Annotated in this window: 24 protein-coding genes and 1 tRNA gene; 11 read left to right on the top strand and 14 right to left on the bottom strand. The window is 62.8% G+C overall.

The genetic code is table 11. The features are described 5' to 3' along the window. Positions 1–9 precede the first annotated feature (9 nt). Positions 10–1,059: an NAD(P)-dependent alcohol dehydrogenase gene (locus RVAN_RS05300; RefSeq protein ID WP_013418732.1), complete on the bottom strand. Its 1,050-nt coding sequence runs from the start codon at positions 1,057–1,059 to the stop codon at positions 10–12. A gap of 138 nt (positions 1,060–1,197) precedes the next feature. Here RVAN_RS05300 and RVAN_RS05295 point away from each other — a divergent pair, with 138 nt between their 5' ends. Beyond that, positions 1,198–2,112 (top strand): LysR family transcriptional regulator, encoded by a 915-nt coding sequence (locus RVAN_RS05295; protein ID WP_013418731.1) that lies wholly within the window; start codon positions 1,198–1,200, stop codon positions 2,110–2,112. Between the two features lie 199 nt (positions 2,113–2,311). Next, positions 2,312–3,277 (top strand): IS481 family transposase, encoded by a 966-nt coding sequence (locus tag RVAN_RS05290; protein WP_013418730.1) that lies wholly within the window; start codon positions 2,312–2,314, stop codon positions 3,275–3,277. A 427-nt stretch (positions 3,278–3,704) separates the two neighbouring features. Here RVAN_RS05290 and RVAN_RS05285 read toward each other — a convergent pair whose 3' ends face one another. Together RVAN_RS05285 and RVAN_RS05280 are read right to left on the bottom strand one after the other, a co-directional pair. Continuing rightward, positions 3,705–6,764: a TOPRIM and DUF927 domain-containing protein gene (locus RVAN_RS05285; RefSeq protein ID WP_013418729.1), complete on the bottom strand. Its 3,060-nt coding sequence runs from the start codon at positions 6,762–6,764 to the stop codon at positions 3,705–3,707. Positions 6,765–6,831: 67 nt separating this feature from the next. After that, entirely contained in the window at positions 6,832–7,149 is a 318-nt protein-coding gene (locus RVAN_RS05280) for a hypothetical protein (protein ID WP_013418728.1), read from the bottom strand. 83 nt (positions 7,150–7,232) lie between these two features. On the opposite strand from RVAN_RS05280, the gene RVAN_RS18710 reads away from it, so the two are divergent. The 4 genes from RVAN_RS18710 to RVAN_RS19505 all read left to right on the top strand — a co-directional run bounded on the left by RVAN_RS18710 (position 7,233) and on the right by RVAN_RS19505 (position 9,592). Further along, positions 7,233–7,832, top strand: a complete 600-nt coding sequence (locus RVAN_RS18710) for a helix-turn-helix domain-containing protein (RefSeq protein ID WP_013418727.1) — start codon at positions 7,233–7,235, stop codon at positions 7,830–7,832. A gap of 102 nt (positions 7,833–7,934) precedes the next feature. Continuing rightward, positions 7,935–8,348 (top strand): hypothetical protein, encoded by a 414-nt coding sequence (locus RVAN_RS05270; RefSeq protein ID WP_013418726.1) that lies wholly within the window; start codon positions 7,935–7,937, stop codon positions 8,346–8,348. A 438-nt stretch (positions 8,349–8,786) separates the two neighbouring features. Then, a complete protein-coding gene (locus RVAN_RS20030) occupies positions 8,787–9,152 on the top strand; it encodes a hypothetical protein (protein WP_041787287.1) in 366 nt (121 codons plus the stop codon). Between the two features lie 227 nt (positions 9,153–9,379). Further along, positions 9,380–9,592: a hypothetical protein gene (locus tag RVAN_RS19505; protein ID WP_013418724.1), complete on the top strand. Its 213-nt coding sequence runs from the start codon at positions 9,380–9,382 to the stop codon at positions 9,590–9,592. Here RVAN_RS19505 and RVAN_RS05260 read toward each other — a convergent pair. The 5 genes from RVAN_RS05260 to RVAN_RS05245 form a co-directional block, all read right to left on the bottom strand. Then, positions 9,532–10,806: a DUF6538 domain-containing protein gene (locus tag RVAN_RS05260; protein WP_013418723.1), complete on the bottom strand. Its 1,275-nt coding sequence runs from the start codon at positions 10,804–10,806 to the stop codon at positions 9,532–9,534. The two genes, RVAN_RS19505 and RVAN_RS05260, sit on opposite strands and share 61 nt — an antisense overlap. A 130-nt stretch (positions 10,807–10,936) precedes the next feature. Then, a tRNA-Ser gene (locus RVAN_RS05255) sits at positions 10,937–11,026 on the bottom strand. A 339-nt stretch (positions 11,027–11,365) separates the two neighbouring features. After that, positions 11,366–12,280 carry an alpha/beta fold hydrolase gene (locus RVAN_RS05250; protein WP_013418722.1) on the bottom strand — a complete coding sequence of 305 codons (915 nt, stop codon included), beginning with the start codon at positions 12,278–12,280 and terminating at the stop codon, positions 11,366–11,368. Positions 12,281–12,487: 207 nt separating this feature from the next. Further along, positions 12,488–12,610 carry a hypothetical protein gene (locus RVAN_RS20975; protein ID WP_280642119.1) on the bottom strand — a complete coding sequence of 41 codons (123 nt, stop codon included), beginning with the start codon at positions 12,608–12,610 and terminating at the stop codon, positions 12,488–12,490. A gap of 212 nt (positions 12,611–12,822) precedes the next feature. Then, the gene (locus tag RVAN_RS05245) at positions 12,823–13,458 is read right to left on the bottom strand and encodes a DsbA family protein (RefSeq protein ID WP_013418721.1); all 636 of its coding nucleotides are present in this window, start codon (positions 13,456–13,458) and stop codon (positions 12,823–12,825) included. A gap of 192 nt (positions 13,459–13,650) precedes the next feature. Between RVAN_RS05245 and RVAN_RS05240 the strand changes: the two genes are divergently transcribed. Both RVAN_RS05240 and RVAN_RS05235 read left to right on the top strand, forming a co-directional pair. Further along, positions 13,651–15,756 carry a S9 family peptidase gene (locus RVAN_RS05240; protein WP_013418720.1) on the top strand — a complete coding sequence of 702 codons (2,106 nt, stop codon included), beginning with the start codon at positions 13,651–13,653 and terminating at the stop codon, positions 15,754–15,756. A gap of 152 nt (positions 15,757–15,908) precedes the next feature. Then, complete coding sequence (locus RVAN_RS05235; protein WP_013418719.1) at positions 15,909–16,925, top strand: formylglycine-generating enzyme family protein; 1,017 nt, start codon at positions 15,909–15,911, stop codon at positions 16,923–16,925. A 54-nt stretch (positions 16,926–16,979) separates the two neighbouring features. Here RVAN_RS05235 and pheT read toward each other — a convergent pair whose 3' ends face one another. Together pheT and RVAN_RS05225 are read right to left on the bottom strand one after the other, a co-directional pair. Next, the gene (gene pheT / locus RVAN_RS05230) at positions 16,980–19,400 is read right to left on the bottom strand and encodes a phenylalanine--tRNA ligase subunit beta (protein ID WP_013418718.1); all 2,421 of its coding nucleotides are present in this window, start codon (positions 19,398–19,400) and stop codon (positions 16,980–16,982) included. A 117-nt stretch (positions 19,401–19,517) separates the two neighbouring features. Further along, positions 19,518–19,961: an iron-sulfur cluster assembly scaffold protein gene (locus RVAN_RS05225; protein WP_013418717.1), complete on the bottom strand. Its 444-nt coding sequence runs from the start codon at positions 19,959–19,961 to the stop codon at positions 19,518–19,520. 193 nt (positions 19,962–20,154) lie between these two features. Here RVAN_RS05225 and folE point away from each other — a divergent pair, with 193 nt between their 5' ends. The 3 genes from folE (at position 20,155) to RVAN_RS05210 (ending at position 22,384) form a co-directional block, all read left to right on the top strand. Further along, complete coding sequence (gene folE / locus RVAN_RS05220; protein ID WP_013418716.1) at positions 20,155–20,817, top strand: GTP cyclohydrolase I FolE; 663 nt, start codon at positions 20,155–20,157, stop codon at positions 20,815–20,817. 7 nt (positions 20,818–20,824) lie between these two features. Continuing rightward, complete coding sequence (hisI, locus tag RVAN_RS05215) at positions 20,825–21,244, top strand: phosphoribosyl-AMP cyclohydrolase (protein ID WP_013418715.1); 420 nt, start codon at positions 20,825–20,827, stop codon at positions 21,242–21,244. A 192-nt stretch (positions 21,245–21,436) separates the two neighbouring features. Next, on the top strand, positions 21,437–22,384 hold the full coding sequence (locus RVAN_RS05210) for a patatin-like phospholipase family protein (RefSeq protein WP_013418714.1): 948 nt from the start codon (positions 21,437–21,439) through the stop codon (positions 22,382–22,384). A gap of 214 nt (positions 22,385–22,598) precedes the next feature. Here RVAN_RS05210 and RVAN_RS05205 read toward each other — a convergent pair whose 3' ends face one another. The 4 genes from RVAN_RS05205 to cysE all read right to left on the bottom strand — a co-directional run bounded on the left by RVAN_RS05205 (position 22,599) and on the right by cysE (position 25,072). Further along, entirely contained in the window at positions 22,599–23,030 is a 432-nt protein-coding gene (locus tag RVAN_RS05205) for a CBS domain-containing protein (RefSeq protein ID WP_013418713.1), read from the bottom strand. A 423-nt stretch (positions 23,031–23,453) separates the two neighbouring features. Further along, on the bottom strand, positions 23,454–23,987 hold the full coding sequence (locus RVAN_RS05195; protein ID WP_013418712.1) for a gamma carbonic anhydrase family protein: 534 nt from the start codon (positions 23,985–23,987) through the stop codon (positions 23,454–23,456). Positions 23,988–23,999: 12 nt separating this feature from the next. After that, a complete protein-coding gene (locus RVAN_RS05190) occupies positions 24,000–24,212 on the bottom strand; it encodes a DUF3126 family protein (RefSeq protein ID WP_013418711.1) in 213 nt (70 codons plus the stop codon). Next, the gene (cysE, locus tag RVAN_RS05185; protein ID WP_013418710.1) at positions 24,209–25,072 is read right to left on the bottom strand and encodes a serine O-acetyltransferase; all 864 of its coding nucleotides are present in this window, start codon (positions 25,070–25,072) and stop codon (positions 24,209–24,211) included. Before cysE ends, RVAN_RS05190 begins: the two co-directional genes overlap by 4 nt. Between the last annotated feature and the right edge of the window lie 31 nt (positions 25,073–25,103).

The raw sequence follows: 25,103 nt of genomic DNA, 5'->3' as shown, positions 1-25,103 counted from the left end.
CGAGGGGCTTCACGCGGCTTGCAGCGTCGCCATGTCGATGACGAACCGATACCGGACGTCCGACTTCTCCAGCCGCTCGAAGGCTTCGTTGATCTCGTCCATGCGGATCATCTCGCAATCGGGCAGGATGTTTTTCTCGGCGCAGAAATCGAGCATCTCCTGCGTCTCGCGAATGCCGCCAATCGGCGAGCCCGCGATCCGGCGACGGCCGAGAACGAGGGGTATCGTGCTCGGCTCGGCAACGGGGCCGATCTGGCCTACGATCACCAGCGTGCCGTCGACATCGAGCAGCGGCATGTAAGGATTGAGATCATGCTTGACCGGCACGGTGTCGATGATGAGATCGAAGCCGTCGGCAGCCTTCGCCATCGCATCCTCGTCCGTTGAGACCAGCAGCGCATCGGCGCCGAGCGCACGGGCGTCCGCGGCCTTGTCGGGCGTGCGGCTCAAGACCGTGACGTGGGCGCCCAAGCCTACGGCGAGCTTTACGGCCATATGGCCGAGTCCGCCGAGGCCGATCACGCCGACGCGGCTACCGGGACCGACATTCCAGGTCTTCAGCGGCGACCAGGTGGTGATCCCGGCGCAGAGCAGCGGCGCGGCCTTGGCAAGGTCGAGGCCGTCTGGCATCCGCAGGACGAATTCCTCACGCACGACGAGATGCTTCGAATAGCCGCCAAGCGTGTGCTCCTTTGTGTGCCGGTCGAAGCCGCCATAGGTTCCGGTGTTGCCCTCTCGGCAGAGCTGCTCTTCGCCCTTCTCGCATTGGTCGCAGTGCTGGCAGCTGTCGACCATGCAACCGACGGCGACATGATCGCCGATCTTGAACTTCGTGACGTCGGGGCCGAGCCCGATAACGCGGCCGACGATCTCGTGGCCTGGAATGGCCGGAAAAACAGTCCAGCCCCAATCGTTGCGCGCCCAGTGCAGATCCGAGTGGCAAACGCCGCAATAGAGGATTTCCATGACAATGTCGTTTGAGCGCGGCGCACGACGCTCGAACGAAAAGGGAGCAAGCGGGGCATCAGCAGATGTGCAGGCAAAACCGAGGGTCTTCATCGTTCATCCATTCGTTGTTTCGGACCGACGCCTTCGACACAGCGTCGGATCGGAAGGGACGGAGAACGCAATTTATCATTGGAAACTTATGTAAAATAGATGGTATGTTCTGCATGAGCCTATGCTTGAGATTCATAAATGAAGCGGGACGAACTTGGAGACCTGTTCGGATTCCTGACCGTGGCGGAGGAGCGCAGCTTCACCCGCGCGGCCGCCCGGCTTGGCACGTCGCAATCATCGCTGAGCCATATGATTAGGCGCATGGAAGAGCGCATGGGGGTCAGGCTCCTGACCCGGACAACGCGCAGTGTCGCGCCCACGGAAGCCGGTGAGCAACTCGTCGCGACGCTTCGTCCGGCCTTCAACGATATCCAGACACGGCTCGATTCGATGAGCGCCCTGCGGCAGAAGCCGGCCGGTACTATCCGCATCACATCGAGCCGTCATGCGACCGAGACGATCCTGATGCCTGCGGTGATGCAGCTCATGGCCGATTATCCCGACATCAAGGTGGAGATCTCGGTCGACCAGAGGCTGACCGATCTCGTGGCTGAGCGGTACGATGCGGGCGTGCGCCTCGGCGAGCAGGTCGAAAAGGACATGATCGCCGTCAAGATCGGTCCGGAGCTGCGGATGACGGTTGTGGGATCCCCGGCCTATTTTGCGCAGCATCCCAAACCCGCGACCCCCCACGACCTGACGCAGCATGTCTGCATCAATCTGCGGCTACCGACGCTCGGCGGGCTTTATGCCTGGGAGTTCGAAAAAAACGGCCGTCCCCTGAACGTCCGCGTCGATGGCCAGTTCACCTGCAATGACGTGCCGATGATCATACATGCGGCCGTCAATGGTCTGGGGCTAGCCTGCCTCCCCGACGATCAGTTTAAAGACCTGATCGAGGAAGGGCGCCTCGTCCGGGTTCTCGAAGACTGGTGTCCACCGTTTCCGGGTTATCACTTATATTACCCAAGCCGTCGGCAGCCCTCGCCCGCGTTCGTGCTGCTTGTCGAAGCACTGCGCAGCAGCTCTCGCTTGAGGCGCGAGGTAAGCTGATCGCATGATGCGCCTGCGACACGGTGTGTCGCGAGCCTGGGCTGCGCTGGGGAGGCGGAAAAATGCGGCGGACCTGACGTCCGCTTTCCGGCGGAGTTCTATGAGGTCGATTGTTCAAAACCGACCCACCTTCACCATCTAGGTGTTTGATCCCGGCATTTGATGGAGCATTATTCTCCCTCGGCTGGAAGGATGCGCTATGGGACAAATTCTTCATGGGAGCGCCACAACGACTGAGGCGGTCCGTCGAGCGATACAGCATAGTCAAGAGAGCTTGAGGGCCCTGGCCAAGCGCTACGGCATCAACACGAAGACGGTCTCGAAATGGAAGAAGCGCTCATCCGTCGCCGATGTGCCGACTGGACCGAAAGAGCCGAAATCCACGGTTCTGTCGGTCGAGGAAGAGGCGATAATCGTCGCCTTCCGCAAGCATACGCTCTTGCCGCTCGACGATTGCCTCTATGCGCTACAGGCGACGATACCGCATCTGACTCGCTCGTCGCTGCATCGCTGTCTTCAACGCCACGGTATTTCTCGGCTGCCGGACGTCGAAGGCGACAAGCCCGCCAGGAAGAAGTTCAAGTCCTATCCGATCGGCTATTTTCATGTCGACATAGCCGAAGTGCAGACGGCCGAAGGCAAGCTCTATCTCTACGTCGCCATTGACCGCACGAGCAAATTCGCCTTCGTGCAACTCGTCAAAAAGACCGGCAGGACGTCCGCTTCAGCCTTCCTCGTCGCCCTGATAGAGGCAGTTCCCTACAAGATTCACACGGTGCTCACCGACAACGGCATCCAGTTCACGTTTCCGCCGCGTTATGCCGATGGACCAACGGCCAGATACATGACGCACATGTTCGACATGCGATGCAGCGAGAACGGCATTGAGCACCGCCTCACCAAGGTCAAGCATCCCTGGACAAACGGCCAGGTCGAGCGAATGAACCGGACGATCAAGGAGGCGACGGTCAAACGCTATCACTACGACCGTCACGAGCAGCTCGAAACCCACCTATCGGACTTCATCAACGCCTATAACTTTGCTCGCCGACTAAAGACCCTCAAAGGCCTCACGCCTTATGAGTTCATCTGTAAATGCTGGACGAATGAGCCGGAAAGATTCAAGATCGATCCAATCCATCAAATGCCGGGACTGAACATCTAGGTTCGATCGATGATAGTCCGCAAAACGATCGGAAAGCGGGCCCACCGATCTAAAAACACTTCTAATACCGCATAGTCAGCTCTCGGCCTCTTGCAGCTATCGCCGGGACCCGTGAAGACCCTGAATAAAGCACCCCGCCCAAACGCCGGTTCGTCCGCAAGCATGGTCTCCTTTTCCGTGTAACGCGTGTAACAGGCGTTACAGTACTGAAATCACGAAGAAATATCCGTTACACTCGAAAACTGACGAGGCGTAACAGGCGTAACACACCCGGCTTAAAGCGAGAATGCCGCGATCAGGGTTCTGCGAAACGCGCAGCGATGTTACACTTGTTACGCGAGTTCCTCTTTCCCGTGTAACTGAAAAAGTTACGGCATATCAATAATGTGACACCTGTTTCACCTGTTACCCTAAAAAAGCGATCACCCTATTGGTCCGTCGCCGTGAAATCCGGCCCGACGGGCACCCAAGCGCTGCCATTGAATTGCGCTGAAGGCTCATCCTCATCGCCAAACAGAAGCGACGCATCGATCTCGTAGCACCGCCTCGGACCCATGCCGGGCAGGCGGACAACGCGCTGGTACTTGCCATCGTTGTCGGGGTTGATAATGCCGCGCTTGACCATGGCGCTGGCGATCGATCGCGCGTCGTGACCGCGACAGATCTCCTTCCACCCTTCGGGCAGCACGTAATAGACGACCTTCTCGTCATCTGCTCCCTGATCGAAGATGCGGTAGAAGCCAACCCTGTTCAGGGTGGGCTGGCCGGGCGTATGCCAGGAGCTGAAGCGCGAGGAGCCATGCAGCTCGATGAAGCCTTTTACCTGCAGGATTCCGTTCTGCGTCTCGATCGGCCCCGAGGTGCCGCGCGCGGCGAGCCACTCGAGAAACAGCCGCTTGCAAGCCTCGCGCACCTCGCCGCGGCGCCAAGGCACGATGCCGGCCGCGATCGCAAGCTCGCCGGCGGCAGCGATAAGCCCGAAGCGGCCTGCCACGCGCGCAACCTGGCCGTCAGCGTCTTTGGCGCAGGCTTGTTGCACGAAGCGGCCGATAAAGGCTTTCGCGCCTTCGGTCAGCCGCTCGAGATCGCCTGTGAGATGGCGAATGAAGGCGGGTGCGGCATGGCCGTAATGCTCCCGCCCGCTCGCATTGAGCGCCTCGGCGAGCTGCTTTGGTTCCTTGAATCCGTGCAGAGTTTGAAACATGCCCATGCCGTGGCCTGCGTCGGCGCTGATTTCGACAAGCCGCACCGCTTGGCCGCCCGTTGCGCGCATGCGGTCTTCGGAGAGCTTTTCGGCCATGCCGATTTCGCCTGTGGACATGAAGAGCAGCCGCCAGGTGCACGCGCTTCGAAGATCGGAGGTTCTTTGCATCCGCTCTTTCTGCCGACCATTCGCGAGCGCGTAGGCCGCCCGAAAGAGCGCTCTCGGCTCGATTTCGGCGATCTCATCAAGGGCAAGAAACGCATTGTTGTGGATGGCGGCGACAGCTTCGAGCGCGTTGTCGGTAGCCCGCCAGGTGCGCATGAAGCCATATTGCCCGCCGCCGCCCCAGACGGTGCCCGCGGCGCGGAGGATGGTGGTCTTGCCAGCCGTCGACCCGCCTCGGAAATGAATGCCGCCGCCTTCCATGCCGATCGGTTCGAGGAGCGGCGGCGCTAACGCGGCGGCGATCGCAAACATGAGCCGGTCGTTGCCGCGCGCGTAAGCCGCCACGCCGTCTTGCCAGCCTTTCAGGCTCCCGCCTTTTCGGTAGAAATGCTCGACCGGCTTGTGCGGCTGAAAGACGACGGCGCGCCCTTTGCTCTCCCCGATGGTCTCATCGGGGAGCACAAACACCCCGTCGTGAAACCCGACCTTCGGAACACACAGCGCATAGGATTTGGGCCGAGTGCGGACGAGCAGCTCCCGGAGCTTCGTCTTCGCTCTTGGCGTGATGTTGAAATCGAGCCCGTGAAAGGCTAGGTGCTTGAAAATATCCTCGGAGCTCGTCACGAGGTCGGTTTTCGGGATGGCGGCCTTGTGCCAGACGGCGTTGCGCGTCCTGATTTCGAGATAGAGGCCCCAGTCCTTGCTGTCGGCGTTGAGCGTGGTGGCGAGGAACCTCACCTCGGAGCACAGCCAATCCCACTCATCCTCCTCCTCGCCGTCCTCACCCTTCACGATGCGGCTCAAGAATTCGAGGCCTCGGCCGTTCTCCTGCCAGCGAAACCCGAAGGGCAGATCTTCCCAGGGCTCGCTTTGGGCCAGCGCTTCGCGCACGGCATCGAGCCCATCGCTTACGAGAAGGTCGTTCCAATCCTGCCATTTGCCGTCCGGCTTCGGCCGCGCCGGCGGATAGGTGATGGCGGCCGAGACTTTTCTTTTGCGGTCGGCGTTGGCTGCATCCTCGGCATAGTCCTCGCCCGCCTTGCCCTTGCCGACGCCGCGGCCCCGGTCGCCGGCGACAAGCACGGTCTTGATAATGGACGGAGGCACGACGTTCTTCAGATTCGCGCCGCTAATGGCGGAGGCAACAAAGGGGCGCCCCGCCATGAAACAGACAAGCGCGTTTTCAGGCCCCTCGGCTTTTACAAGCTCGCCGCCTTCTTGCGGCGCGCCAAACCAGATGGCTCCGCCCGCATACTCGCCATAGGCCTTTTTCGGGCTTGCGATCTTGGCCTTGCCGCCATCCTCGCCGAGATAGAGGCGGTGGAGGGTCTTGAGTTCCCCATCATAGGCGTCCGAGACCCGGAACAGGATGGCCGGATAATATCCGTCGCGCTCGCTGCACCAAAGACGGGAATGAAAGCGGATCGCCGTGTGAAGGAGCGGCCAATCGAGCACAATGCCGCGATGCTGCTCGAAATAGGTCTGAGCGAGCGTGCCGGCGACGGCTTTGGCCTCGCTCCAGAGCTGGAATGCGCGCTGGCGCCTCCTCTCGATGTCGTCATCGGCTGCATCAAGGACCGGTCGCCCGGTCGGCCCACCGGTAGCAGCATCGGCGCTTTCATCGAGCGCTTTGGGCAAATCGCCAAAAGCTTCGGCCTCAGCCCTATTTTGTAAGGCGCGTTCAGCGGGCTGCTGCTGGCTGATGCGGCGTGTTTTTCGCTCCGGCTTCGGCGCTTCGTAAGCGCGGCCGAGAAGCTCCGTCTCGATCAAATCGAGGGCTTTCTGAAAGGACAGTCCCTTCATGCGCTCGACGGCATGAAGGATGTCGCCACCGCCGCACTGGCTGCAGAACCATGCCTTCTTTCGCGTGTCCCATCGCCAGGACGGGTTCTTGTCGTCGTGGCCCGGAAAGGGGCAATGGATATGGGTTTGACGCCTTGCCGGTGGCCAGGCGATGCCGATCCAGCGCAGGATATCGAGCTCCCGGCCGGCGAGGTCGGCTTTTACGGACTCCCATCGGCCTGATGACGCCATACCTGATGTCTCGCTTGGCGATGTCTTGCCTGGCGACGTGTCGCCGTCGCGGGCTTTAGCCTTGCCGCCCGATCCCCGTTTCATGCGACATCCTTTGCTTTCCTGCTTGCATGCGAGCCGCGCTTGGCTCGGGCCTATCGCAAGGCCGCGCTCATCCGGCTGATCTGCACTTGGGGTGCTTCGCATCGCCCTCGATGGCGCGCCCGCAGAGCGGGCAGGCGGTCTCCATCAGGAAGGGCCGTTCGCGCGTGGCGCGGTGCGCCCGGAAGTCCTGGATAGTGAGTAGGCCTTCGGAGGCCGAGATCAGCCGGAGCAGGGTTGCGAGCGTGGCTTTTCTCTCTGGCTCCCTCCCATCCTGGGGGATGAGCCGCGATAACATCGCGGGCGTGACGCCTGCGCGCTTCGCGAAACTCGTGCGGGTATGTCCCGTCACTTGCAAAACGCTCTGGAATTTGGTCGCCAAGTTCATGCGTGCCCCGCGCCTCCCTGACAGGTTTTAGCTTTGACTTGCCGATTGTTGCCTGTTAGACAATCCTCAGCCAAGGTCTTTTTTTGGACAAACTCTGGATTGCCACCAAGAAAGCTGGCAAGAAGCCCTCCATGGCAATCAATCGAATCCGGCAACTGAGACTTGAACGCGGCTTGTCGCTCACCGAGCTCGCGAAAAAAATCGGCATCTCGGAAAGTCATTTGTCGCGGGTCGAAGCGGGCGCGCGGGGGCTGCATCTTTCCAAAATGGAGGCGCTCGCCGGCGCGTTGGGCGTGCCTGTGACCGAAATTCTCTCGGTTCAGAGCTTGAGCTACATGGCCGACCTTGCGCCCTATATCCCGCCCAAAGGCTCGGCAATCGAAAAGGCGCTGACATCTTCGACGCAAGAGATGTTCAAGGTTCTGTCGAACGTGATGAGCGAGCTTGGCATCACCGAGGGCGATCCGATCATCGCGGATATGGACCCTAAGGGATTGCAGAAATTGGAGCTTGGCCAGTTGGTGATTGCCCAAATCTTTACCAGTAACTGCCCAGAAGGCGTTTTGCTGTTGCGGCAATACATCGGGCCGCACCTTTTGATTACCAACAGCGATGATCAAAATGCCATGCCTATTCATAGGCTTAGAGCAAAAGCGACCGTGATCGGCCGCGTCCTTCTTTGAATAGGTCCGCGCACATTCTTTGAACTGCATCGGATCTCAGATTGCAGTTTCAATATAAATGAAGAAGTCTAAGTCCAAGGCAACGAAGCGGAAAAGCGGCCTATGAGACTTGCGCGTGCGTGGGCGTCGGCTTTGGCGGCCGAGGGGCAGAGCGGTCTCGATGACGATCTGATCGCGCTCGATCGCAGCCATGCCAGATCTGGATCCGATCCCTCCTGCCAGGTCTACGAAGTTCGCTCTCGCGTTCTGTCCGACAGCGGCGTGTTTCCTGGCGATCTCCTGACCTTGCGCCTCCTTGATGAGGGTGAGACGCCTTCGGTGGTTTCCTTCGCGGCGGTCACCGTCGGATCACCACCCAGACAGCTCTTGTTGTTGCGGCTGTTCGTGCCGCCCCGGCAACTCACCATCAACACCAGCTGTCTCGAACTCCCGCCTCTGGTTCTTGGCCCAAATGTCCGGCTCGTTGCCGCTGCGCCCTGGGCTCAGCCGCCCGCGAGGATCGCGCCCGCCAAGTAATCTTTTCCCCAGCTTGTTCGCCGCGCCTTTTCCCAAACGGCGTCTTTTGCTTGAGGCGAGTCATGCCATAGTTGCCCTATTTTGGACGATTTTTATTTTTTGCTTTTTAGACAATATTGGGCAAGCCTAGAGCGTATCAGGCAGTTGGCTTCTTGCTTCGTACCGTGTCTTGGGGTTGCCAGCATGATAGGCAGAGTTCCTGCTTCCAAAGGGCGAGTTTCGCCCGCCGGCGCGCGACAAACGCCGTCGATCACATGTGTACAGGCGGCGAGTGATCGCGTCCCTCGTCAAGCCCCGACAGAAGCCGGCTGCGTTGCGTGCCGAAAGCAGCCGGCAATCGCCCTTCATGCATTGAAAATCCGAATACCCCCGCGAAAACCGGTCTGGGCCTTGCCACTGTGCCGCGTTTGCCTGAACCTGGCTTCGCCGCTTGGGCCGGTGGCGGAATTGCTGTGGCTTCAGTCTATCGGCGTGGATGCCCTCGCGGTTGCTTCTGCAGGGCACAAGCCCCCGGTGCGCGGCAAGCCCAGGAAAAGAGCCCGCGTCAAGCCACCAAGCGACGTACCAGAACCCGGCTCTTCGAACGAATTCGAACGGATCCATGCGGCGTCCATCGCCGCCTTCGCGCGACCTTATCCGGAGACGGCCTCCGGCCGAGCGCTTTACTGGGATGAGCTGATTACGTCCTTTGCGCGGGCGCATGGCGCAGACCTCGCCGCGAAAGTCTTCGGCGTTGAGGTGCGGACGGGACGAGAGCTGATCTTTGATTGCCCCGTTTATAATCGTGAAAGGAAGGTTCGATGAGGCCGCATGTCTCTCCGCATCCCTTCCTCCCTGCCCAAGGCATTTCCAAAAAGGGGAAATGGCGCGGTTCTCACGAGACACCAAGCCGAGGGCTCGGCGTGGGCCTGAGGCGCGTGCAACGCACACGCAGCGCTTGGAAGGCTGCAAGCTGCAACATGTCTGGGTCATCTGGAGCGGTACGCCGTGACGAGTTCGGACGGTTCGCCCGCAACGTGGGAGTGTGAGCCATGCGCACCCTCAAGGACATCGAGCGCCTGAAGGCAGCCCATGCGAAAGTTGCACGGCTCGCTACTCAGAACCCCGCGCTCTTGCCCGTCTTCATGGCCTTCGAGCGCGACATGGAAAAGGCGAAGGCGTGGGAGCGCGCCCGCGAAGTCGCTCAGAGCGCTGCCGCCAAAATCGTTTCGCGCAAGCGTTCGAGGCTTCCGCCCTTGCCGTAGCGCTCGCGGTTATAGGCGTGCCCGAACAGGTCGCGCCGGATGCGCTCGTCCGCATGCGTGGCGATTAACCGATCCTCGAAAGAATGGCGAAGGGAATAGAGGCTGTGATCTTCCGTTTCGAGCAGACCATTCTCGCGGAAATATGAGTTCACCGTTGCGCTCAGCGTCGCACTGGAATTTCGATAACGTGGAAAGCCTTGTTTGCACTCCCGGAACGCTTCGAGCGACACGCCCGCGAGCGGGATGATACGCTTGCTCGTCTCGTTCTTGAGTTGCCGCCCTACAGGTTCGATCGAGATGAAGGGGATCGGGCCTTCGAGCCTGATATGGTCCGGCAGCAATCCTGCCGCCTCGCTTGGCCGGTAGCCGGTGTTGACCATGCCCAGCACAATGCAGCGGGCTTCGGTGTTGAGGCCGTCCAGCGCTCCGGGAGCGATGAGGCGCATCCTTGTCCATTCGGTTGAGAACGGAGGCCTGGTGCGCTTGGCGCCTTCCTTGAGCGCCACACCACGAAACAGGTCCGGCAGGCCGAGCCGCTTCATGCGGTTGAGCGTGCGCACCATGTCCGCGAGATGGGTAAAATCCTTGTTCGCGCTGCTGGGCGACAGGTCTTCGGCCTCAATCTTCTCGATCCACCATTCACGGAAGTTAAGTACATCGTCGGCGGTGATTTCGGCGAGTGGCTTCGCGCCGATCACATGGGCGAAGTTCTTTACGGCCTTCATGCGCGGGTTGCGCCAGCGGCGAAGCTGGTCCTCGCTCTTGCCCAATGTTCGATCCCTGGCAAGCGTCCAATAGAGATCGAGCGCCCGCGTCACCGTGAGCGGCGGGTTCGCTATGCCGCCGAGCAAAGCCGCCGCTTCAAAGCGTTCCGGCTTGCCGGAAGCGACGGCTTCCACGCGCCGGATGCGCTCTTCCTCCGGCAAGGCCGCGATCTTTTCGGCAGGCAGGTAGCGAAAGCCGCGCATTCCGCAAAGGTTCAGGGCCGCCGCGTAACGCTTCTCCGCATCGTTCGTGTCGCCCGCGAGACGGGCCTCCCAGGCCTCTTCGAGTTGCACCCATGCAGCAGCGGCCTTGCGGCGCGCCACGCTTTCCGAATCTGTGTGAAGGCTGAGCCAGATCACCTTGCGCTCTTCGACGGGGGCATAGCGCGCGGGCACGCGGCGGCGGAGTTGCCACGTATCGGCCCGCTTGAAAATGGTTGTGTCTTTCACAGCCGCGCCTCTCCCAAATTGTGCATCAAAATGTATAGCACATCCGGGCAAAGCAAGTCTGAAGTAATTCGCTCTAAGGCAAAACAGTGAATTGGAATAGGTGCTTACGGAAATTTTTGCGGCGAGAATTTGGCGGAGAGGGTGGGATTCGAACCCACGGTACGGTTGCCCGTACTCCGGTTTTCGAGACCGGCCTATTCAACCACTCTAGCACCTCTCCGTAGCGGGGGAACGCGGACATACGAATAATAACGGCGAACCCGAAGGGCCACTTCGCATGCCGCCTGCCGCGCGCGCATCCTCATATCAAGAGTTCGGGAACTAGGCAACATATGATCGCCCGTTATGTCATCCCGGGATGAAAGAAGTTTGCGTGCGGCAGGCGAAAAGGGCCGGGTGGCTGAAGATCGCTCCGTATTCAGCGGTTCTCGGCACCGATCGACACTTGCGGCGGCTCCCTGCGCACACGTTTGGACCATCTGGTTGCGCGTGGGAAGCAAACCTGTGCGCCAGAGCACTGGGTCGGATAATCAGGAGCCGTCAGCGTGTGTGAACGACGTCACCGCACAGGGGTATGACGGGCGAGAAAGATCCCGACGCGCTCCCTTATGGCGTCGAGATGCGTGAACAGACTTACATGCTCGCCGTTCTCGATCGCCATGAGTTCCGAACGCTCCATCCTGTTCGCAACTTCCAGCGCATGCGAAAAGGGCACAACGCGGTCGCCGGTGCCATGCACGACAAGGACCGGCCCGGCAATATCCTGCAACGGATAGCCATCCATTGCTTCCAACTGTGCCATGTCGTTCGTGACGCCGGGCAGACGTTCCCGCAGCCTTTGGAGCACGCTCGACGAAAGCGCGTGCATCAGCGGGCCGGCCTCGGGATGGGCGAGGGTGCTCTGCCGCAAGTCGGCCGCTGCGATCGAGCGTCGTGCTGAGGCTTCAGGCGTGAGCCCCATGCGCCATCGCATCAGGGCCGTTGCGAAGGGAATGCGCGACAGTAGCCTCATCGCGGTGAGGCGGTCGGGAACCTCGGGCGGCGCGTCGAGATGGCCTGTCGCGGCGGAGACCAGCACCAAGCCCCAGCACCGTTCTGGATGGCGCAGGACAAACTGAAGCGCGGCGAGCCCTCCGGCCGAGACAGCTATGATTGCGGCGCTGTTGATCCCGAGCGCATCGAGAAGGGCACTGCAAAGATCCGCCTGTTTCTCCGGCGTAGCGCCTGCGCTCAGCGGCGTTCCGAGATAGCCGGGACGCGATATGGCCAGTATTCGAAACCTAGGCGGGGAGATGGCGGCACGCGCCAAAAGCAGGCTCTGGTCGAACCCGCCCAATCCGCCGTGCAAGGCGATTATGGCCGGACCTTCGCCGTAAGAGGCGCATTCGACAGGCCCGAGGGCCGTCTGGATCATGGTTGGTGAGACGAAATGCGCGCAGGTGCCCGCGCGTTGGCGTTGGACGAGATTCGGCATGGCTTACCCCTCGACATGCGCCGATCCATGCTGGATTGTCGGGGTTGCCGTCTTGCGACCTGGCGCGGGATAAGAGTCCGTGACACCGAATATATGGCAGGTTTAGCTCCCCTTGCGGGGCGGCAACGCCTTGGTGAACTGCCAACCGAGGCGGTGACTAGCAATTCCGTAGGCGGATGTCAACGCGGCGCGCTTCGGCAGGCCGCCTCAGCGCGGTGGCTTCGTCGGCTGGCGGACGCCGGGATAAAGCCAGACGAGCGCGAGGAACACTACGCTCAGGCCAAGGCCGACGATATGCCATGCGGAATAGTCGGTGGTCCACGCCTGCACCCACGAATAGAAAACCGCCGCTGCCGTGAGAAGGGCCAGCGCAACCCAGAGAGGGCGGAAGGGACTTCATGCGATGGCCTTTCCTGCGGCGTGTCGCGCGCCTTGGTCATAGCGCGCGGCATCGGCACTCACGCCGTCCGCGCTTTCGCTGATTATGACCGCCTCGCGCTAACCGCTCCTTGCTCGGCTTTGTACAATCCGCGCCGCTCCGGCTATTGCGCCGCCTGGCGCGTCCGCGCATCGGCTACGGCGCGCTTGAAGCCCGCGTAATCGAGCGTCGAGGAGACGAGCGGGCCGATGAGATAGGTGGGCGCGCCCTGAAAGCCGACGATGTCGCCCTGCGCGTCGTTGCGTGCGAGCGCCCGGTCGATGTCCTTTCCATGCGCCGCGAGGTCGGCTTCAAGCCGTGGCGTGTCGATGCCGGCGTTGCCGAGCGCCTTCACGAGCTGCGCCTTCGTCGATGAGTGGTTGACCGCCCGCATGAGAGCATCATGCGCGGCTTCGTACTTGCCCTGATAATTGGCCGCGAGCGCAAGCCTCGACGCAAGTTTCGACGCGTTTCCGAGGATCGGCCATTCCTTGTAGATCAGGCGAATTTTGCCGTCGTCCTTGACGATGCGCTTGAGGTCGCCGACCGACTTTTTGCAGTAGGGGCAGTTGTAGTCGAGGAACGCGACGATGGTCACGTCGCCTTTCGGGTTGCCGCTCACCGGCGCGTCGGGGTCTTCGTACATGGCCTCGCGCGAGAGCGGATCGTCCTTCGCGGCGGCTGCGTGCGGCGCGAAAAGAAACGCCGTCGAGGCGGCGAATGCGAAAGCGGCGGCGAGGCGGCGCGGCAGGGTCATCATGCGGTTTTCATCCGTAAGTTGTTGGTCCAGCATGCCGTTCTAGCATCGCTTTCGATGGCGCTTCATGAAAACGAAGTCAGATTTTCGCGATCACGGGCGGGAGAGCACGGATTATCGCCCGGACTGCCGTTGAGATGGAGGCCCGGAGCGCTTAATAACGATGCACCACCTCACGCAACGAAAGGGCAGGCCATGGACAGCCACGCGCACGAGACCCCCTCCCAACCGCCCGTTGCCGAGAAGCGGCCCGCCCGCGACATCCATCACGGCATCGAACGCGTCGACGATTATGCGTGGCTGCGCGTAGACAATTGGCAGGAGGTGATGCGCGATCCGTCCGCGCTGGCGGCCGATGTGCGCGCCTATCTCGAAGCCGAGAACGCCTACACCAAGGCCGCGATGGCGGACACGGAAGCGCTTCAGGATACGCTGTTCCGCGAGATGAAGGGCCGCATCAAGGAGGATGACTCCTCGGTGCCCGCGCCGGACGGTCCCTTCGCCTATTTCACCGACTTTGTTGTCGGCGGACAGCATCCGCGCTTCATCCGCGAGCCGCGTGGCGGCGGTGCACCGCACGTGCTGCTCGACGGCGATGCGCTGGCGAAGGACAAGCCCTATTTCTCGCTCGGTGCGATCGACTGGAGCCCGGATCACAAGAAGCTCGCCTATGCCTATGATGACAAGGGCTCGGAGTTTTACGCGTTCCGCGTGCGCGACCTCGAAACCGGGGAAGATACCGCCGATTTCGTGCCCGACTCCGAAGGTGGTGCGGCATGGTTGCCGGACGCGAGCGCCTTCTACTACATCCGCGTTGACGAGCATCGCCGCCCGCTTCAGGTGATGCGCCACCGTCTCGGCACGCCCGCGAGCGAGGATGAGCTTGTCTATCGCGAGAAGGATCAGGGCTTCTTCACCCGCGTTGGCGAAAGCCTCGACAAGCGCTTCATCTTCATCAGCGCGGGCGATCACGAGACGGCGGAAGTGCATTTCCTCGACCTCGCCGCGCCGGAGCAGGGCTTGCGCGTTGTCACGCCGCGCGAGGTCAACCACGATTACAGCGTGGATCATCATGAAGGCCGCTTCATCATCCTGACGAACGCGGACGGCGCGGAAGACTACAAGATCATGCAAACGTCGGTCGATGCGCCCGGCCGCGCGAACTGGCGCGATCTCGTGCCCCACAAGCCGGGGCGCCTCATCCTCGACGCGACCTGCTTCAAGGACTGGATCGTGCGGCTCGAACGCGAGGACGGGCTGCCGCGCATCGTTATCCGCAATGCGGCGGACGGCACCGAGCACGCCATCGCCTTCGACGAGGAAGCCTATTCGCTGGGCTTTGCCGAAGGCTATGAATACGACACCGACACGCTTCGTTTCGTCTATTCCTCGATGACGACGCCGCGCCAAGTGTTCGACTATAACATGCGCACCCGCGAGCGGACGCTTCGCAAGACGCAGGAAGTGCCGAGCGGCCACAACGCGGCCGATTACGTCACGCGCCGCGTCTACGCGCCCGCGTGGGACGGCGAGACCGTGCCCGTGTCGCTCCTCTACCGCAAGGACACCCCGCTCGACGGCACCGCGCCGTGCCTCCTCTACGGCTACGGCTCCTACGGCATGTCCATCCCGGCGGGCTTCTCGACCACGCGCCTCAGCCTCGTCGATCGCGGCTTCGTCTACGCCATCGCGCATATTCGCGGCGGCAAGGACAAGGGTTATCGCTGGTACAAGGACGGCAAGCTCGCGAAGAAGACGAACACCTTCAAGGACTTCGTCGCGGCCGGGCGCTATCTCGCGGGGGAGCGTTTCACGGGCGAAGGGCGCATCGTGGCGCATGGCGGCTCGGCTGGCGGCATGCTGATGGGCGCGGTGGCGAACATGGCGCCGGAGCTGTTCGCGGGCGTCGTGGCGGATGTGCCCTTCGTGGACGTGCTCTCCACCATGCTCGACGACACGCTGCCGCTCACCCCGCCTGAGTGGCCCGAATGGGGTAACCCCATCGCGAGCGTGGAGGATTACCGCACCATTGCGGCCTACTCGCCCTACGACAATGTGCGCGCGCAGACTTACCCGGCGACGCTCATTACAGGTGGCCTCACCGATCCGCGCGTGACCTATTGGGAGCCCGCGAAATGGGCGGCGAAGCTCCGCGCGACAAAGACGGACGACAATATCCTGCTGCTCAAGATCAACATGGACGCGGGCCACGGCGGCGCGTCCGGCCGCTTCGAGCAGTTGAAGGAGGACGCGCTGGCCTATGCCTTCGCGGTGAAGGTGACGGGCGGCGCGGGCGTGTAGCCCAGCCGCAGCCGGGCGGCGTTGACGTTGTCGCCGCCTCCGCCTTGCGCTCTCGCGCGGCTTGTCGTACCCGATGGGCAGGATACGATTTTCAGCGGCTCCGCCGTTCGGCGTGGAACGGGCGGGCCAGGAGCGGGCAAGGGAGCCGGGAAATGGGCCGTTCAATTCTTTCGATCATCTTCGGATCGCAGTCTCCGGCCGCTGACGACCTGCCGGCGTTCGCGCCCGTGGTGGAGGCTCCCGCCGCGCCCGCCCGCGTCGAGACCGAGGAGGAGCGCGCCGAGCGCGAGCGGCTTGAAACGCTCTACAAGGAGGAAGGCCGGATCGAGGTCGACGCGCCGCACCCGACGAACGAGCACGGGCGCTGGTTCGTGCCGGGCGTGGGCAAGACCGAATGGTTCAAGGATATCGAGGCGGGGCCGGAGCTGGTCGTCGTGCCTGCGGGCCGCTTCCTGCAGGGCGCGCCGAACGACGAGCCGCAGCGCGAGGCGTGGGAGGTCGGCGCGGAGAGCCCGCAACACGAGACGACCATCCCGAAGCCGTTCGCCATTGGGCGCGCGGCGGTCACGCGCGGAGAGTTCAAGGCGTTCGTCGCGGCAACTGGCCACGACGCGGGCACGCTTCGCAATCAAAGTTTCCCGCAGGATGACAGCCACCCCATCGTCGGTGTGAGTTGGAGGGACGCCACCGCCTATGTGGAATGGCTGAGCAAAATCACGCGCAAGCAGTACCGGTTGCCGTCCGAGGCCGAATGGGAATACGCCGCCCGCGCTGGCACGACGACGCCGTTCTGGTGGGGCGCGTCGATCACGCCGGAGCAGGCGAATTACGACGGCACGCACGTCTACGAAGGCGGCGGCGAGGCGGGCGTGCATCGCAACGGCACGGTGCCGGTGCTGGAGTTCGAGGCGAATCCGTGGGGCCTGTATCAGGTCCACGGCAATGTCTCGGAATGGTGCGCAGATCAGTGGCACCGCGGCTACTGGGAAAAGAAGGACCATCTGAAGGCGAGCGGCGGCCCGCAGGTCAACGGCAATTCCGGCCATGTGCTGCGCGGCGGCTCGTGGGGCGACGGCCCGCAATTCCTTCGTGCGGCAAGCCGTTCGCGGCTCTATGGCGACATACGCCTCGGCTATTACGGCTTCCGCGTGGCGCGGTCGATTGCCTGATTACCTTGCCCGTCAGCGCGTCACGCGCTCTGACGGGCCGCTCCAACGCAGTCGCTACCCGCGTAGTTCCGCGCCGGTGGCTTTCTGCACCTGCGCGATGACCTTCTGCGATACGGCCTCGATCTCGGCTTCCGTCAGCGTGCGGTCGGGCGGGGTGAGCGTCACCTCGATGGCGAGCGATTTCTTGCCATCCGGCACGCCCTTGCCCTCGAACACGTCGAACACGGCGACGCGGCTGATGAGCGCCTTCTCGGCACCCTCGGCGGCGCGCAGGACGGCTGCGGCCTCGATATCCTTGTCGACGAGGAAGGCGAAGTCGCGCTGCACGGGCTGGAAGCCGGAGACGACGAGCGCGCCCTTGGCGGTGCCCTTCTTGCGCGGCGCGGGGACGGCGTCGAGGAAGATTTCAAACACGGCGACAGGGCCGGAAATGTCGAGCACCTTCAGCGTTTCGGGGTGAAGCTCGCCGAAATGACCGAGCACGGTCTTCGGCCCGAGCTTCAGCGCGCCCGAGCGACCGGGGTGATACCATGCGGGCGCTTCGCGCGTAACCTGCACGCGGGCGGGGTCGAGGCCCAGCGCTTCGAGCACGGCGAGCGCGTCCGCCTTCGCGTCGAACACGTCGACCGCCTTGGCCGCGCCATCCCAGTGCCGGCCCGCGCCGCCGATTCGAGCGGTGCCGGTGCGGACGCCGCTCGCCGCGTTGGCCTGATCCTCGGGCCGAGCGCCCCGGAAAAACTGGCCGATCTCGAACAGCGCAACGTCCGCGAAGCCGCGATTGGCGTTCGCGCGCGCCGCTTCCAGAAGGCCGGGCAGGAGGCTCGGCCGCATGTCGGTCATTTCGCTCGAAATCGGGTTGGCGAGCTTCAGCGCCGCAGCACCGCCGCCGAAATGGCGTGCTTCGGCCTCGGAGATGAAGGACCACGTAACGGCTTCGACGAGACCGCGCGTGGCGAGTGTGCGCCGCGCGGCGAGCACGCGCTTCTGGCTCTGCGTGAGCACGGCGCGGGCAATGCCGGGATCGCGCGGCAGCGGCGTCGAGGGGATGCGCTCGGCGCCAGAAAGACGTACCACCTCTTCAACGAGGTCGGCCGCCCCGTTGATGTCCGGTCGCCATGACGGCGGGGTGACGGTGAAGGCCGGACCGGTGCCCGCGATGGTGAAGCCGAGATGCTTCAGCGCCGTGGCGATCTCCGCACCCGAGAAGCGCGCGCCAGACAGCTTCTGCACGAGCGCCGGATCGAACGACACGGCGGGCTTGCCGGACGGGGCGACGCCAGCCGAAACCACCTCGCTCGCCTCGCCGCCGCAGAAGTCGAGGATCAGCTTCGTTGCCAGCGCCAGCCCCTCGAACTGGCTTTGCGGGTCGATGCCGCGCTCGAAGCGGAAGCGCGCGTCCGAATTGATGCCGGTCTTGCGGCCGGTGGCAGCTGTGCGCGCGGGGTCGAAATACGCGCTTTCGATGAAGATGGAGGTCGTCGCTTCGGTCGTGCCGGAGGCTTCGCCGCCCATGACGCCGCCGAGACCCAGCACGCGCGCCGCATCGGCGATCACGCACATGGTGTCGTCCACCTCATACGTCTTGCCGTCGAGCGCGATGAAGCTTTCGCCCGCCCGACCGAGACGCGCCGCGATGGGGCCTTCGAGCTTGTCGGCGTCGTAGACGTGGAGCGGGCGCGCGCGGTCGTAGGAGACGTAGTTCGTGACATCTACCGCCGCATTGATCGGGCGCAGGCCGATGGCCTTGAGGCGGCGTTGCAGCCACTCGGGCGATGGGCCGACCTTTGCGCCGCGCACGAGGCGGCCGACAAAATGCGGGCAGGCGTTTTCCGCGCCTTCGGGAAGCGGCAATTCGATGGCGATGGGGGAGGGGAACGCGCCGCCCTCGAAGACTTCCGGCGCGGGCTTCAGCGTGCCAACACCCGCCGCCGCGAGGTCGCGCGCCACACCCCGCACGCCGAGGCAATCGGGGCGGTTCGGCGTGATGGCGATTTCGATCACCGGATCGTCAAGCCCGGCGTAATCCACAAAGCGCTTGCCGACATGCTCCGCCGCCGTCTCGGGCAACTCGATGATGCCGTTATGCTCGGTGGAAAGCAGAAGCTCGCGCTCGGAACACATCATGCCGAGCGACTCGACGCCGCGAATGCTCGCCTTGCCGAGCGTCACGTCGAGGCCGGGAACATAGGTGCCGGGCTGCGCGAACACGCCGAGAAGCCCAGCCCGCGCGTTCGGCGCGCCGCAGACGACCTGCAACAGCTCAGTGCCGTTGTCGACCTTCAGCACGCGCAGCTTGTCGGCGTTCGGATGCGGCTCCGCCTCGACGACGCGCGCGACGATGAAGCTTTCGAGCTTCGCGGCCTTGTTCTCGATGCCTTCGACTTCGAGGCCGATGAGCGTGAGCTTCGCCGCGATCTCGTCGAGCGTGGCATCGGTTTCGAGATGGTCCTTGAGCCAGGAAAGCGTGAATTTCATGGGGAGCGTGCCTGGGTGCGTGCCGTTGGAACTGGGCGGGAATTTTGCGAAAGCTTTCCCACGAACGCCCGGCGCTTGCAACAGCGGTGGCGCGACGCGCGGTTCAAAAGTGTCGCGTCAGCGCTGGCGCTTTGCCTCGATCTCGGCAATCGCGTCTTCTACCGCGTCGAACACGAGGAGCGTGGAGGCGTGCCGTGCCTTGTAATCGCGCACCATTTCGAGGATGGCGAGGTCCGCCCAGCGCCCGGACGGCGGCTCGCCGCCGTCCTTAAGCATGCGCCGCATCTTTGCACCCACCGCGCGAAGCTCCGCCGCCGTGGAGCCGACGATGTTCGCGCCCATGACCGCCGCCGACGTCTGGCCGAGCAGGCATGCGCGCACGTCCTGCGCATAGTCCGTCACGCGGTCGCCCTCCATCTTGAGGTCGACCGTGATGCGCGAGCCACAAAGCCGCGAATGCGCAGATGCCGTCGCATCCGGGCTTTCGAGGCGCCCCGCGCGAGGCATGTTCGCCGAAAGCTCAAGCACTCTTCCGGTGTAGATGTCTTCCAGATTGGCCATCCTGATCCTGAACTCGGCACCCGCCCGCCTGAAGCGCGGCCTTGCGGACTTGCCGCCCTCTCCGTTACGATTATATGCTGTTTTGACGCGACGCATGCAATCGTCACCAATTGGAGGTGGTTCTTCGTCCGGTTTCACCGATCATCGCGGGGCCCCGTTTTTTACGCCCGCGCCCCGCGCAGAGGTTCGCTTCATGGAAAGAAAAGCGTCAGCGCCGGTACCGCCATTGCGGGAACCGCAGACCGGCTTGCGCGCATCGGCTGACTCGCAACGTCCTTCGCGCGAGGAAGCGGAAGCCGCCGTCCGCACGCTCCTCGCATGGACGGGCGACGATCCAACCCGCGAAGGGCTGATCGATACGCCGAAGCGCGTCGTCGATTCCTATGCCGAATATTTCTGGGGCTATGACGGCGATCCGGTGGATGAGCTTTCGCGCACCTTCGAGGACGTGCAGGGCTATGACGACATCGTCATGCTGCGCGACATCGATTTCGCGTCGCATTGCGAGCATCACATGGTGCCGATCATCGGGGTCGCGCATGTGGCCTACATCCCCGATCGGCGCATCGTCGGCATTTCAAAGCTCGCGCGGGTGGTCGACATCTACGCCAAGCGCTTGCAGACGCAGGAAACGATGACGGCCCAGATCGCGAATTGCATTCAGGATGCGTTGAAGCCGAAGGGCGTCGCCGTGATGATCGACGCGCTGCATCAGTGCATGACGATGCGCGGTGTGCACAAAAAGGGCACGACGACGATCACCACGCGCTTCACCGGTGTCTTCAGCGAAGACAAGGCCGAGCGCGACCGCTTCATGCAACTTGTGAACGGCACGCGCGTTCTGGCGAGCCGATGAGGGAATAATGAGCGCCCACAGCAAACTTTCGTTCGCCAAGCCGTCCACGAGCAAGGCGGAGCTTGAGGAAGGCACGGCTTTCACGCCGCGCTTCGATGAACACGGCCTGATCGGGGCCATCGTGACGGGCGCGGATGGCGTCGTCCTCATGTTCGCCTTCATGAACGCGGAGGCGCTGCGGCTGACCCTTGAAACGGGTGAGGCGCATTTCTACAGCCGTTCGCGCAAATCGCTGTGGAAGAAGGGCGAAACGAGCGGCAACGTGCTGCGCGTTCGCGAGCTTCTCACCGATTGCGATCAGGACATTCTCCTCGTGAAGGTGGCGCTTCAGGGTGAAGCCGCCTGCCACACGGGCCGCCACTCGTGCTTCTACCGGCGCGTCGATGCGGGCGCCGATGGGGTCGCTCTCGAATTCGTTACAAAATAAAGTGCCCGGAAAGAAGGGTTTAACCCGTTTCTTATCGCGGGATAGGTTACAGTGCGGAGACACCGGTCGAAACGAAGGACCAATGTCAAGCCACCGAACCGTGAACCACAGAACTGTCGTCAGAACGTCGCACTCGCTCCTTAAATCCCGTTCCTTGTCCGTTGGAATGGCGATTCACAGGCGGGACAGGGCATGAGGAAGGCACAGGTCGGACTTGCTCTTGGCGGCGGCGCGGCGCGCGGGCTTGCCCATATCGGCGTGCTTGAAGTGCTGATCGAAGCCGGGTTTGAACCGGACATCGTTGCGGGCACTTCGATCGGTGCGGTCGCCGGCGGATATTACGCGGCGGGCCAACTCAGCGACCTGAAAAGTTTCGCGCGCGAAATGACGATGCGCAAGCTGATCCGGTATCTCGACGTCAATCTCGCGGGATCGAGCCTTGTGTCCGGCAAGCGGCTGGAAAAGACGCTCGCTTCGCATATCGGCGATCTTCACATCGAGGAACTGCCGAAGAAATTCGCCGCCATCGCGACCGAACTCGGCACAGGGCAGGAAGTGTGGCTCACGAAGGGGTCGCTCGCGGCGGCGCTTCGTGCGTCCTACGCGCTGCCTGGCATTTTCAAGCCTGTGCGGATAGGCGGGCGCTGGCTCATGGACGGCGCGCTCGTGAACCCGGTTCCCGTGACAGCGGCGCGCGCAATGGGCGCGCATTTCGTGATCGCGGTGACGCTTCATTCCGGCCACTACGTCCGCAATACGCTGTACCCTGTCGAAGCGGAAGCGTCTTTCGACCAGCAGCCGGAACGGGCCGAGGTGGACGAGCGCCCGAGGAAAAGCCGCTTCGCGCTGGTGCGGCGGCAGGTGTGGGGCGGCAGCGGCGGGCGCAAGCGCGACCGCGATGCATCGCCGGGAATTCCGCGCGTGGTGCTCGAAGCGTTCAACATCACGCAGAACCGCATCGCGCGTTCAAGGCTCGCGGGCGATCCGCCGGACGCCACCATTCAGGTTCATCTCGACGGCATCGGGCTGTTCGATTTCCACAAGGCCGAACAGGCCATCGAGCAGGGGCGTCTTGCGGCGCAGCGCTACCTTGCCTCGCTCCGGCGTGAAGGCGTTGAGCGGCCGAGCATCAGCGCCTAGTGGTCTGGCGCATATGCTTCATCCGCCTGGCTGCATGCCGCCAAGCAACCGCTTACGCCTGAAGGGCTGGCACCTGGGCACGCGTAAAGTTTGGAATCCCGCTCGCGAAGGCTGCGCCCAAGCGGCCATTCGAAAGGAAAAGCGCCCGATGCGCTTTTCCTCAATCGGAGGGGGATGTCAGGAAAGCGAGGCGCCTTCGCGTGGACGACCGGGCTTAGCTGGCGGCGAAATACTGTCGCATCTGCGCCGCTTCGGCTTCCGCTACGTCAAGCTTGGCCTTCACCACATCGCCGATAGAAACGATGCCGACGAGGCGCTCCTTCTCGGTGACGGGAACATGCCGGAAGCGATGCTGTGTCATCTCCTCCATGACCCAATCGATGCTGTGATGCTCCGAGCAGGTGGAGACGGGGCGGGTCATGTGGTCGGCCACCGTCTCTTCGAGTGCAGCGGCTCCGCGTTCCGCCAGGATGCGCACGATGTCTCGTTCCGAAACGATGCCGAGCACATGGTGCTGCTCGTCGACCACCACGACGGCGCCGATGCGGTTGGCGTGGAGCAGACGAACGACCTCGAAAACCGTTCGATCCGGCAGCACGCTGAGCACTTTGCGGCCTTTGCCTTTGAGAATTCCTGCAACGCTCATGGTATTCCTCCCAGAATACGGTCGCGGCGAGCCTGATGCCGCAGTGCCCGCCGCATTTTTGCGTTTCGGGCAACTCTCATGATGCGCGCGAAGCGGGAAACGCGCAAGCATGCCATCGCGCATGCCTTCCGCGCCAATTCGGGGGAGCTTTCGCTTCTGGAAAGGACGTGTCGCGACCGCGCTTCTTCATGCGAAACGGGCCTCGATAGCGCGTTCGAGCGGGCGCTGAGAGAATTTTCAAACGCGCCGGAACCCCGATGGCTCGCAAGCGTTATTTACACGAACCGATGACGCCGGCTCCCTTGCCCCCCAAGTCCCGTCCCCGCCGGTGTCAAAGGATATGGCCGGTGCCTCACGCCAAGGGACCGGCCAAATTTTTGTCTACCACTCGTTTTGGACGACACCGCGCTGCCAACGTCGCGATCAGACGCTCCCCGAGGCGAGACCGGCGCGGAAACGGCGTGCGTTGGCCATGTAGCCCGCAGCCGATCGCTTGAACCCTTCGATCTCCGCTGCTGTGACCTCGCGCACGATCTTGCCGGGCGATCCGAGCACCACCGATCCCGCGGGGATCTGCTTGCCCTCGGTGATGAGCGCGCCTGCTCCGATGAGGCAATTGTCGCCGATCACGGCGTGATTGAGGATTGTCGCACCCATGCCGATGAGGCAGTTGTCGCCCACAGTGCAGCCATGCAGCGTGACGCGGTGGCCGATGGTGCAGCCGCGTCCGACACTTGTAGGCGCGCCGAGATCCGTGTGGATCATCGTCATGTCCTGGATGTTCGTGCCGTCGCCGATCTCGATGGGATCGTTGTCGCCGCGCAGAACCGAACCGAACCAAACCGAAGCGTCGCGGCCGAGCGCAACGCGGCCGAGAAGCACGGCTGTCGGCGCGATCCAGTAATCGCCCTCAGGCGGCAACTCCGGGGAAATACCGTCGAGAGCGTAGATCGCCATGGCGCGCCTTTCCTATTCCTTCAGATCGTCTTCGAGGATCGCCATCTGGAATTGATAGCTGACTTCATTATCCTCGTCGTCCTTGTAGATAACGCCGACGAACTCCTCTTTCACGAACACTTCGACGGAGTCCTGTTTCTTCTGGCGTTTCTTGACCTCAATGGCCTCCAGGCTGAAAGTTTTCCGGAGGTATTTTTCGAGGGCCTTTGTTTCTGCGGGCGTCATGATCTGCCTGTCTGTTCGGCGCTTTCTTCGTAGCAGCCGCAATTTCCGTTGAGCGCCTGATCCATCATACGGGAGGGCTGCGCACAGCCCGCTTCGCCTACCACTCTCGCAGGCACTCCCGCAACAGTCGTTTTCGGCGGAACGTCCTTCAAAACGACGCTGCCAGCCGCAATGCGCGCGCAGTCGCCGACATGGATGTTGCCGAGGATCTTCGAGCCCGCGCCGATCATCACGCCGCGCCCGATCTTCGGATGGCGGTCGCCCGTTTCCTTGCCGCTGCCGCCAAGCGTGACGCTATGCAGGAGCGAGGTGTTATCGCCGATTTCGGCCGTTTCGCCGATGACGATACCCGACCCGTGGTCGAACATGATGCCTCGCCCGATCTTCGCGGCGGGGTGGATGTCGATCCCGAAGACGCGGGAGGACTGGCTCTGGAGGTACATGGCGAAGTCAAGGCGACCTTGTTGCCAAAGCGCGTGCGCGAATCGCTGCGTCTCCAGCGCGTGGAAGCCCTTGAAATAGAGAAGCGGATCGATGAGGCGACTGCATGCCGGATCGCGGTCGTAGACGGCCGAGAGGTCCGCGCGGAAAACGACGCCGAGTTCGGGATTCGTCTCGATCACGCCGTTGAAGATCTGGCGGATTAGATCGGAATTCACGTCCTCATGACCGAGGCGGGAAGCAAGCCGGTGGCAGACCGCCTGTTCAAGGGTCCGCTGATTGAGCACCGTGGCATAAACGAACGCCGTCAGCTCCGGCTCTCGCTGGGCGATATCGCGCGCTTCGTCGCGGATCACCTCCCAAACGGGATCGTAGGGCGCCACTTTCGCAGATCTGCCCTTCCGCTCATTTTTCAACATGTGGCGAAAGCCCTCTCACGCCCGTAAAAGT

Source organism: Rhodomicrobium vannielii ATCC 17100 (assembly GCF_000166055.1).
GTDB classification, from domain to species: domain Bacteria; phylum Pseudomonadota; class Alphaproteobacteria; order Rhizobiales; family Rhodomicrobiaceae; genus Rhodomicrobium; species Rhodomicrobium vannielii.
The sequence above is the reverse complement of the archived record's forward strand: the minus strand, read 5'-3'. Positions and strand labels throughout refer to the sequence as shown.

What these genes read in the sequence shown, in the direction of transcription:
- RVAN_RS05300 (WP_013418732.1), bottom strand. Translation starts at nt 1,059, where the DNA reads ATGAAGACCCTCGGTTTTGCCTGCACATCTGCTGATGCCCCGCTTGCT.
- RVAN_RS05295 (WP_013418731.1), top strand. Translation starts at nt 1,198, where the DNA reads ATGAAGCGGGACGAACTTGGAGACCTGTTCGGATTCCTGACCGTGGCG.
- RVAN_RS05290 (WP_013418730.1), top strand. Translation starts at nt 2,312, where the DNA reads ATGGGACAAATTCTTCATGGGAGCGCCACAACGACTGAGGCGGTCCGT.
- RVAN_RS05285 (WP_013418729.1), bottom strand. Translation starts at nt 6,764, where the DNA reads ATGAAACGGGGATCGGGCGGCAAGGCTAAAGCCCGCGACGGCGACACG.
- RVAN_RS05280 (WP_013418728.1), bottom strand. Translation starts at nt 7,149, where the DNA reads ATGAACTTGGCGACCAAATTCCAGAGCGTTTTGCAAGTGACGGGACAT.
- RVAN_RS05270 (WP_013418726.1), top strand. Translation starts at nt 7,935, where the DNA reads ATGAGACTTGCGCGTGCGTGGGCGTCGGCTTTGGCGGCCGAGGGGCAG.
- RVAN_RS19505 (WP_013418724.1), top strand. Translation starts at nt 9,380, where the DNA reads ATGCGCACCCTCAAGGACATCGAGCGCCTGAAGGCAGCCCATGCGAAA.
- RVAN_RS05250 (WP_013418722.1), bottom strand. Translation starts at nt 12,280, where the DNA reads ATGCCGAATCTCGTCCAACGCCAACGCGCGGGCACCTGCGCGCATTTC.
- RVAN_RS05245 (WP_013418721.1), bottom strand. Translation starts at nt 13,458, where the DNA reads ATGATGACCCTGCCGCGCCGCCTCGCCGCCGCTTTCGCATTCGCCGCC.
- RVAN_RS05240 (WP_013418720.1), top strand. Translation starts at nt 13,651, where the DNA reads ATGGACAGCCACGCGCACGAGACCCCCTCCCAACCGCCCGTTGCCGAG.
- RVAN_RS05235 (WP_013418719.1), top strand. Translation starts at nt 15,909, where the DNA reads ATGGGCCGTTCAATTCTTTCGATCATCTTCGGATCGCAGTCTCCGGCC.
- pheT (WP_013418718.1), bottom strand. Translation starts at nt 19,400, where the DNA reads ATGAAATTCACGCTTTCCTGGCTCAAGGACCATCTCGAAACCGATGCC.
- RVAN_RS05225 (WP_013418717.1), bottom strand. Translation starts at nt 19,961, where the DNA reads ATGGCCAATCTGGAAGACATCTACACCGGAAGAGTGCTTGAGCTTTCG.
- folE (WP_013418716.1), top strand. Translation starts at nt 20,155, where the DNA reads ATGGAAAGAAAAGCGTCAGCGCCGGTACCGCCATTGCGGGAACCGCAG.
- hisI (WP_013418715.1), top strand. Translation starts at nt 20,825, where the DNA reads ATGAGCGCCCACAGCAAACTTTCGTTCGCCAAGCCGTCCACGAGCAAG.
- RVAN_RS05210 (WP_013418714.1), top strand. Translation starts at nt 21,437, where the DNA reads ATGAGGAAGGCACAGGTCGGACTTGCTCTTGGCGGCGGCGCGGCGCGC.
- RVAN_RS05205 (WP_013418713.1), bottom strand. Translation starts at nt 23,030, where the DNA reads ATGAGCGTTGCAGGAATTCTCAAAGGCAAAGGCCGCAAAGTGCTCAGC.
- RVAN_RS05195 (WP_013418712.1), bottom strand. Translation starts at nt 23,987, where the DNA reads ATGGCGATCTACGCTCTCGACGGTATTTCCCCGGAGTTGCCGCCTGAG.
- RVAN_RS05190 (WP_013418711.1), bottom strand. Translation starts at nt 24,212, where the DNA reads ATGACGCCCGCAGAAACAAAGGCCCTCGAAAAATACCTCCGGAAAACT.
- cysE (WP_013418710.1), bottom strand. Translation starts at nt 25,072, where the DNA reads ATGTTGAAAAATGAGCGGAAGGGCAGATCTGCGAAAGTGGCGCCCTAC.